Consider the following 8,549-nt stretch of genomic DNA (forward strand, 5'->3'; position numbering starts at 1 on the left):
TCCTGATGTCGCGCCGCTCGGGCCGTGGCCGTGTGCGCGATTTCGCCCGTCGGGTTTGCATCGCCTCCGCGCCTTGCGGTGGGTGCCCCGTTTGAACTGAGCCGTAAAGGTAGCATGCCGTAACAACTGTGGCAATGTGCCAATCGGGAGAGTCACGCGTGCATTGCGAGGGCCGGGCGACGCAAGGCGCCGCACCCGGAACGCTGTCGCCCCCTTGCTAACATTCCGTGAAAAAGTGCCATGCCCCTGTTCGTCAGCATCGCCTCGTATTGCGATCCCCTCTTGACGGCCACCCTGCAGCGTGCCGTGGCCACGGCCGCGCAGCCGCGGCATCTGCACTTCGGGGTGGTCGACCAGTCCCCGGTCGGCAGCCCGCGGATCCCGGCGCCGGCGCCGGCGCCGGCGCGGCTGAGCCAGGTGCAACTGGACCTGCGCGACGCGCGCGGCCCCTGCTGGGCGCGGGCGATCGCGATGTCGCTCTACGACGGGGAGGAGTGGTTCCTGCAGCTCGATGCGCACATGGACTTCGACCCGGGTTGGGACGAGCGCCTGATCGCGCAGGCGCAGGCCCTGGGCGCGCCGCGCCAGCGGCTGGTGATTTCCTCGTATCCCGATGCCTTGCGCGTGGTGGCCGGCCAGCTGGTGCGCCGGCCGACCACGCCCGGCGTGCTGGCGCAGGTGGTCAAGCCGGGATCACGCTTCGAGCCCGGCCACCCGGTGCTGGGCTTCGAGGCGCACGTGGTGGAGACGGACCGGGCACTGCCTGCCTTCCACGTCGGCGCCGGCTGCCTGTTCGCGCCGGGCTGGATCACGCAGGCGGTGCCGTACGACCCGTGGCTGTACTTCCACGGCGAGGAGCAGGCCCTGGCACTGCGCCTCTACACGCGAGGCTGGGAGCTGTTCCACATGCCGGGCCTGCCGATCCACCACCTGTACAACGATGCCGCCTCCGGTGCGCCGGCGCGCCCGCTGCATTGGAATGCGCAGCACGAGGCGCAGCGGGAGGTGCGCTGGTGGGCCCTGGAGCAGCGCGCGCGGGCGCGGCTGCAGGCGCTGGTCGAAGGGCAGGATCTCGGGGTCTACGGGCTGGGACAGGAACGCAGCGTGGCGCAGTTCGCGGCCTTCAGCGGGATCGATTACGCCGCGCGCACCCTGGCGCCCTCGGCCTTCGTGCCGCGCGCTGCGGCCTAGGTCGAACTCCCGCGCAGCACTCCTTGCGCCAGGCACAGGTCGGCCCAGGCCTTGGCCTTGTCCGGCAGGTTGCGCAGCAGGTAGGCGGGGTGATAGGTCACCACCACGGGCACGCCGTTGTAGTCGTGCACGCGGCCGCGCAGACGGCCGATCGGTTCGTTCGATTGCAGCAGCGTCTGCACGGCGAAGCGGCCCATCGCCAGGATGATCTTCGGCTGCAGCAGCTCCACCTGCCGCCGCAGGAAGGGCTCGCACTGCGCGATCTCCTGCGGCTCCGGATTGCGGTTGCCCGGCGGCCGGCACTTGAGCACGTTGGCGATGTAGACGCGCTGGTGCCGCGAGAGCGACAGGGCCGCCAGCATGTTGTCCAACAGCTTGCCGGCCTGGCCCACGAAGGGCTCGCCCTCGCGGTCCTCGTTCTCGCCGGGCGCCTCGCCCACGATCAGCCAGTCGGGATGCAGGTCGCCGACGCCGAACACGGTGTTGTGCCGGCCCTCGCACAGCCCGCAGGCACGGCAGGTGGCCACCGCCTCGCCGAGGGCCTCCCACTGCATCGCCTCGATGCCCGGCATGCGCTGGCGGGGGGGAGCGTCCGGGCGCAGCGGTGTGGGCAGGGCGACGGGTCGCTCCGCCCGCACGGCGACGGGCTCCGGCGACCGCGCAGCGGGTCGGACCTCGACGGGCGCCACCTCGACGGCGATTGCCTCCGTCTCCTCGACCTGCCCCTGCATCGAGAGATCAACCGGGGTGGCTTCGGGCCAGAACACCCGGATGCCCATCTCCTGGAGCATCGCCCGTTGCCGCGCGTCGAGTTGCAGGCTCATAGCTTGTAGCTCATGACGATGGCGTCTTCGCGGCCCTGGTCCGCGGGATAGTAGTTCTTGCGTTCGCCCACGCGCCGGTAGCCATAGCGCAGGTAGATCTGCTGGGCCCTCACGTTGCTGGTGCGCACCTCCAGCCACAGCCACTGCGCGCCCTGCCCGCGCGCCCACAGCGCCAGCGCGTCCAGCATGATGCGGCCCCAGCCCTGGCGGTGGTACATCGGGTCGACGGTAATGTTCAGCAGGTGGACTTCGTCGACCCCGCACATGGCCACGAAGTAGCCGAGGATCGTGTCGCCCGCGCACAGCAGCTGCCCCTGGTAGCCCGAGCGCAGCGAGTCGGCGAAATTGCCCCGGGTCCACGGGTGTCCATAGGCCCGCCGCTCGATACCCACGACCTCGTCCAGGCGGGACTCGGTCATGGGCTCGAAGCCCGCTTCGATGGTCTTGAACACCGCGCTCATTCGGATCCCGTCCTGGACGTGCCGCGAAGCGATTCCTTGCGCGCGCGGTCGGCCGCACGCTCTGCCGTAGTTTGCGCCACTTTGTCGCGAATGTAGAGCGGCAATGCCTGCGCTGCGGGATGCGCGGCCGAGTCCGCCAGCAAGGCGGGCGCGAGTCGCAACAGCGCGCGCGCCGTCGGCAGCGCGGTCACCTGCGGTGCATCCGGCGGCAAGCGGCCGGGGTGCAGCGCATGGGCGTTGCCGGCGATGGTCCAGTCCGGCGGCACCGGCACGTCCTCGGGCCGGCCGAGTGCCGGTGGCTGCACCGTTCGCCAGCAGACGCCCTCCCGCTCGTACGCCGCAAAATAGACCTCGCCCATCCGCGCGTCCAGCAGGGCGACGATGCGGCTGGCGCCGGACTGCGCGTGCGCCTCCTCGGCGATGGCAAGCAGCGTGTCCACGGGCAGCACGGGCAGGCCGGCGCCGAAACCCAGGCCCTGCGCCACCGCGGCCGCGGTACGCAGTCCGGTGAAGGAACCCGGGCCGCGGCCAAAGACGATCGCGTCCAGCTGCGACAGCACCAGTCCGGCTTGCTGCAGCAAGCGCTCGATCGCGGGGATCAGCGTGGCCGAGGCGTGCGCGCCGCCACTGCCCGTGTGCTCCAGCACGGGCGCGCCCTCTCCCGCGTCGACGGCGATGGAAAGGGTTTCGGTGCTGGTGTCGAAGGCGAGGAGTTTCACGGGCGGCCGGGCAGAACCCGCCATTATCGAATGGTTCCGCGATCCCATAATGGCGCGCATGTTGCGCTGGTTCCGCCTTGCCTGCTGCCTCTTGCTTGCCGCCTCGGGCTCGGCCTTTGCCCAGGCCCTGCCGCCCGAGTTCGAGCGCGCCCTCGCCGACGGCGGCCTGCCGGCCGATGCCGTGGTGGTGCTGGTCGCGCCGGCCGAGGGCGGGCCGCCACGCGTGGCCCACCGTCTCGACGTGCCGGTCAATCCCGCTTCCATCGCCAAGCTGGCCACCACTTTCGCGGCGCTCGACCTGCTGGGGCCGACCTTTGCCTGGACCACGCCGGTCTACTTCGACGGGCCGGTGCGCGGCGGGGTGCTGCAAGGGAACCTGGTCATCAAGGGGCAGGGTGACCCCAAGCTGGTGATCGAGCGCCTCTGGCTGCTGTTGCGACGGGTGCAGGCGCTGGGCGTGCACAGCATCGCGGGCGACATCATCCTGGACCGCAGTGCCTTCACGCTGCCGCCGCACGATGCGGCCGCGTTCGACGGGCAACCCCTGCGCCCCTACAACGCCAGCCCCGATGCCCTGCTGGTGAATTACAAGGCGGTCACGGTGACGCTCACGCCCGAGGGCAACCAGGCGCGCGTGCGGGCCGATCCACCGCTGGCCGGCGTGCAGTGGCCGGCGACCGTGCCGCTGGCCGCCGGCGATTGCGGTGACTGGATCACGGCGCTCGCAGCCGACTTCGGCAATCCGTCCCGGGTGCGCTTTGCCGGCCGCTTCCCGCGCGCCTGTGGCGAGCAGGTCTGGCAGGTGGCCTTTCCCGATCCCGCCGGCTATGGCGCCCGGGCGATCGCGGCACTCTGGCAGGACATGGACGGCCATCTCGGCGGGCAGGTGCGCGACGGCAGCGTGCCCGCCGGCCTGAAGCCCGCCTTCGAATTCGCGTCGCCGCCGCTGGCGGAGGTGATTCGCGACATCAACAAGTTCAGCAACAACGTGATGGCGCAGCAGGTCTTCCTGACACTGAGCCTGCAACAGCGCGGGACGGGCAGCTTCGAGGCCTCGCGCGAGGTGCTGCGCAACTGGTGGCGCGATCGCCTGGCCAGCGATCCGCCGGTGACGCTGAACGGCTCGGGCCTGTCGCGTGGCGAGAGCATCACCGCGCGCCAGCTCGGCACCTTGCTGCAGGCGGCCTGGCTCTCGCCGCTGATGCCGGACCTGATGGCTTCGCTACCGGCGCTGGGCCTGGACGGCACCCTGCGCCGCAGCCGCCAGAACGTCGGCCTGGCGCACCTCAAGACGGGCAGCTTGAACGAGGTCTCCGGTGTGGCGGGCTACGTGCACGGTCCGCAGGGGCGGCGCTATGTGCTGGTCGCGATCGCGAACCATCCCAAGGCTGCGGCATTGCGCGCGGCGGTGCAGGTGCTCGTCGAGTGGACGGCGCGGTTACCCTGAACCCTGTGCGACCCGGCAGGTCATTGCGGGGTCCACCCACTGCTGTCCGGAATCCCGCAGCTTGCTGCCTGGCCCTTGCTCCACTTGCGCTGTGAAGCTGCAGGGCCGTCGCGCAAGACGCTGTGCGGTGCGCAACTGGGCAAGCTGCGCCTGCTTTTGCGCCCTCCGATTGAGCCGAACGCGCCAGTTGGCCAACCGCGCCTGCCCGTGGCTGCGCCATCACGGCACTGCAAGCAAAGACGCGTGCGGGCGGGCTGTGGCGCGCATGAAGGCGGGGCGCCTGCGCTGGCCGGTCTTGCGGCCCAGCGGGGCTACGAGAGCGCGTAGCGCGAATCGAGCCCCGCGTACGTGCACTGACTCGCGGACGTGTGATCGAGCGGAGAGTTTGGCTGCGCAGCAGTCAAACTCGCAGCGAGTTCGGCCGCGGGGCCGCAAGACCGGCCAGCGCAGGTTTGCCCGATCGCGCCTGGCGCGATCGGGACGCCCCGCCGCGCGCCGCAGCCCGCCCGCACGCGGCTTTGCCGCCCCCGGTCGCTCCTCGTGGCGCACTGACAGCAACACTTTTTCAAGTCTCCCTGACGTTGCTCGGCCTCTTCCGGGTCTGAATAGGGACATGTAGAACGTGCTATTCCGGACAGCAGTGGGTCGAGCCCGGGATGACATCCAACATCCCGGGATGACATCCACTGTGCCCGGCATGACATCCATCCGCCCGAAGGTGTTGGTTCCCCGCCATCCCCCACGCGATGACTCGGGAGACACTCCCCCAGCGCAGTAAGCTCTTGCTTGCGCATGACGTACTCGCTCAACACCCTGACGGATGCCGCTCCCGCGCCCTCCGCCGCCCGCGCGGGCCTGGCCCGCTTTGCCCACGAGACGGCGCTGGTGCTCGGCGCCGCGGCGCTCGTGTTCTGGCTGCTGGCCATGGCCAGCCACTCCGGGCTCGATCCCGCCTTCTCCACCTCCGGTGACGGCGCTGGCGTGCGCAACTGGGGCGGACGCCTCGGTGCCTGGCTGGCCGACGGCTGCTACTTCCTGCTTGGCTACTCCGCCTGGTGGTGCATCGCCGCCGGCGTGCGCGCCTGGCTCGCCTCGCTCGCGCGCTGGATGCGTGCCGACCACCCCGTGCCTGCCGTACCGGGCCGGCGCTGGCTGCAGCGCCGGCTCGCCTTCTGGCTCGCACTGCCCGTGCTGCTGACGGCGAGTTGCGGCCTGGAATGGTCACGCCTGTATCGCTTCGAGGCACGCCTGCCGGACCACGCCGGTGGCGCGCTTGGCTACCTCGTGGGCCCCGCCGGCGTGAACTGGCTGGGATTCACCGGATCCGGCCTGGTGTTCATTGCGCTGGCCGTGCTGGCCGCCGGCATCGTGTTCCGCTTTTCCTGGAGTCACGTGGCCGAGCGCGTCGGCGCCGTGATCGACGGCTTCATCACGTCGCGGCGCGCGAAGCGCGAAGTGGCCGAGGACATCGCCGTCGGCCAGCGTGCCGCCCGCGAACGCGAAGAGACGCTGCAGGAAGAGCGCGTCGTGATCGAGGAGCACCACCCCGTGCCCGTGCTGATCGAGCCGGTGGTGGTCGACCTGCCCAAGAGCGAGCGCGTCGCCAAGGAGCGGCAGAAGCCGCTCTTCTCCGAGATGCCGGACAGCAAGCTGCCGCAGGTCGACCTGCTCGATGGCGCATCGGGCCGGCAGGAGACGGTCGCCCCCGAGACCCTGGAGATGACCTCTCGCCTGATCGAGAAGAAGCTGAAGGACTTCGGCGTCGAGGTGCGGGTGGTGCTGGCCCAGCCCGGCCCCGTCATCACCCGCTACGAGATCGAGCCGGCCACGGGCGTGAAGGGCTCGCAGATCGTCAACCTGGCCAAGGACCTGGCGCGCTCGCTGTCGCTGGTGTCGATCCGCGTGATCGAGACCATCCCGGGCAAGAACTTCATGGCGCTGGAACTGCCCAATGCCAAGCGGCAGTCGATCAAGCTGTCGGAGATCCTCGGCTCGCAGGCGTACAACGAGGCGAAGTCGCAGCTCACGCTGGGCCTGGGCAAGGACATCATCGGCAATCCCGTGGTCGCGGACCTCGCGAAGATGCCGCACGTGCTGGTGGCCGGCACCACCGGCTCGGGCAAGTCGGTCGGTATCAACTCGATGATCCTGAGCCTCTTGTACAAGGCCGAGGCGCGCGACGTGCGCCTGTTGATGATCGACCCCAAGATGCTGGAGATGTCCGTCTACGAGGGCATCCCGCACCTGCTGTGCCCGGTGGTCACCGACATGAGGCAGGCGGCCAACGGCCTCACGTGGTGCGTCGCCGAAATGGAGCGGCGTTACAAGCTCCTGTCCAAGATGGGCGTGCGCAATCTCGCCGGCTACAACACCAAGATCGACGAGGCCAAGGCCAGGGGCGACTTCATCTACAACCCCTTCAGCCTCACGCCCGACAGCCCCGAGCCGCTCGATCGGCTGCCGCACATCGTGGTGGTGATCGACGAACTCGCCGACCTGATGATGGTCGTGGGCAAGAAGATCGAGGAGTTGATCGCGCGGCTGGCGCAGAAGGCGCGCGCGGCCGGCATCCACCTGATCCTGGCGACGCAGCGTCCCAGCGTCGACGTGATCACCGGCCTGATCAAGGCCAACATCCCGACGCGCATCTCCTTCCAGGTTTCCAGCAAGATCGACAGCCGCACCATCCTCGACCAGATGGGCGCCGAGGCGCTGCTGGGCATGGGCGACCAGCTGTACATGGCCAGCGGCACCGGCCTGCCGGTGCGGGTGCACGGCGCCTTTGTCAGCGACGAGGAGGTGCACCGTGTCGTCGCCTACCTCAAACAGCAGGGAGAACCGAACTACATCGAGGGGATCCTCGAGGGCGGCACCATCGATGGCGAGGACGGCGATGGCGCCGTGGGCGGCGGCGAAGGGGGCAGTGAGGCCGACCCGCTCTACGACCGCGCGGTCGAAGTGGTGCTCAAGAACCAGAAGGCCAGCATCTCCCTCGTGCAACGGCACCTGGCGATCGGCTACAACAAGGCCGCGAACCTGCTCGAAGCCATGGAAAAGGCGGGCCTGGTGAGCGCGATGAACGGCCGCGGCCAGCGCGAGATCCTCGTGCCCGGCCGTGCGGAATGAACGCCTGGGCAAACGCGCGACAGGCGGCGCGTTGACTAACGACTGGTAACGAACTTCGCCATGAGCCGTCCACCCAACAGACAATGCTCTGTTGGGAGAAACGCATGATGAAGAAACTGTCTGCCACCTTCGCGCTTTCCGCGCTGGCGCTTGCGGCGCACGCGGGCGGCATGGAAAGCCTCGAGAATTTCATCCGCACCGCCAAGACCGGCCATGCCGAATTCACGCAGGTGATCACCGCCCCACCGCGTGACGGCCAGCCCTCGCGCACCAAGTCCTCGAGCGGCACCTTCGATTTCCAGCGGCCCAGTCACTTCCGCTTCGAGTACCGCAAGCCGTTCGAGCAGACCATCGTGGCCGACGGCCAGACGCTGTGGCTGTTCGACAAGGACCTGAACCAGGTCAGCTCGCGCAAGCAGGCGAAGGTGCTGGCGTCCACGCCCGCGGCGTTGATCGCGGCCTCGCCCGATCTGGACACGCTCAAGCGCGATTTCGACCTGCAGGCGCTGCCGGACCGCGACGGGATGCAATGGGTCGAGGCCACGCCGCGGCAGAAGGACGGCCAGCTCACGAACATGAAAGTGGGCTTCCGCGGCGACCAGCTCGCGGCGCTGGACATCCTCGACAGCTTCGGCCAGCGATCGCTGCTGACGTTCACGGGGATGCAGGTGAACGGCGGGGTGAGCGCGGAGGCGTTCCACTTCACGCCGCCGAAGGGGGCGGATGTGGTGCAGTCGCCTTGATCTAAGTGGGGGGGAGCGTGGGCGGATTGCTCCTGGGA

At 69.5% G+C, this 8,549-nt stretch carries 7 protein-coding genes; 4 read left to right on the top strand and 3 right to left on the bottom strand.

The window, feature by feature from the left end; all coding sequences use genetic code 11:
* Positions 1-240: 240 nt before the first annotated feature.
* Positions 241-1,191 (top strand): GlcNAc-transferase family protein, encoded by a 951-nt coding sequence (locus tag JWP60_RS02785; RefSeq protein ID WP_299786156.1) that lies wholly within the window; start codon positions 241-243, stop codon positions 1,189-1,191.
* Here the strand turns inward: JWP60_RS02785 and JWP60_RS02790 are convergent.
* Genes JWP60_RS02790 through tsaB form a run of 3 tightly spaced genes read right to left on the bottom strand, consistent with a single transcriptional unit; the run spans position 1,188 to position 3,195 of the window.
* Positions 1,188-2,015, bottom strand: coding sequence for a uracil-DNA glycosylase (locus JWP60_RS02790; RefSeq protein WP_299786158.1), 828 nt, complete (start codon positions 2,013-2,015; stop codon positions 1,188-1,190). The two genes, JWP60_RS02785 and JWP60_RS02790, sit on opposite strands and share 4 nt — an antisense overlap.
* On the bottom strand, positions 2,012-2,476 hold the full coding sequence (gene rimI, locus JWP60_RS02795; RefSeq protein WP_299786160.1) for a ribosomal protein S18-alanine N-acetyltransferase: 465 nt from the start codon (positions 2,474-2,476) through the stop codon (positions 2,012-2,014). The genes JWP60_RS02790 and rimI overlap by 4 nt, the downstream gene beginning before the upstream one ends.
* Positions 2,473-3,195 carry a tRNA (adenosine(37)-N6)-threonylcarbamoyltransferase complex dimerization subunit type 1 TsaB gene (gene tsaB, locus JWP60_RS02800; RefSeq protein WP_299786162.1) on the bottom strand — a complete coding sequence of 241 codons (723 nt, stop codon included), beginning with the start codon at positions 3,193-3,195 and terminating at the stop codon, positions 2,473-2,475. Before tsaB ends, rimI begins: the two co-directional genes overlap by 4 nt.
* Positions 3,196-3,253: 58 nt before the next feature.
* On the opposite strand from tsaB, the gene dacB reads away from it, so the two are divergent.
* From dacB to lolA, 3 genes are all read left to right on the top strand, one after another.
* Positions 3,254-4,642, top strand: coding sequence for a D-alanyl-D-alanine carboxypeptidase/D-alanyl-D-alanine-endopeptidase (dacB, locus tag JWP60_RS02805; protein WP_299786164.1), 1,389 nt, complete (start codon positions 3,254-3,256; stop codon positions 4,640-4,642).
* Positions 4,643-5,434: 792 nt separating this feature from the next.
* Complete coding sequence (locus JWP60_RS02810; RefSeq protein WP_299786166.1) at positions 5,435-7,768, top strand: DNA translocase FtsK; 2,334 nt, start codon at positions 5,435-5,437, stop codon at positions 7,766-7,768.
* A 107-nt stretch (positions 7,769-7,875) separates the two neighbouring features.
* Entirely contained in the window at positions 7,876-8,511 is a 636-nt protein-coding gene (gene lolA, locus JWP60_RS02815) for an outer membrane lipoprotein chaperone LolA (RefSeq protein WP_299786168.1), read from the top strand.
* The last annotated feature ends 38 nt before the right edge of the window (positions 8,512-8,549 follow it).

Origin of the sequence: Ramlibacter sp., assembly GCF_028291745.1 — a bacterium.
Lineage (GTDB): Bacteria > Pseudomonadota > Gammaproteobacteria > Burkholderiales > Burkholderiaceae_C > Ramlibacter.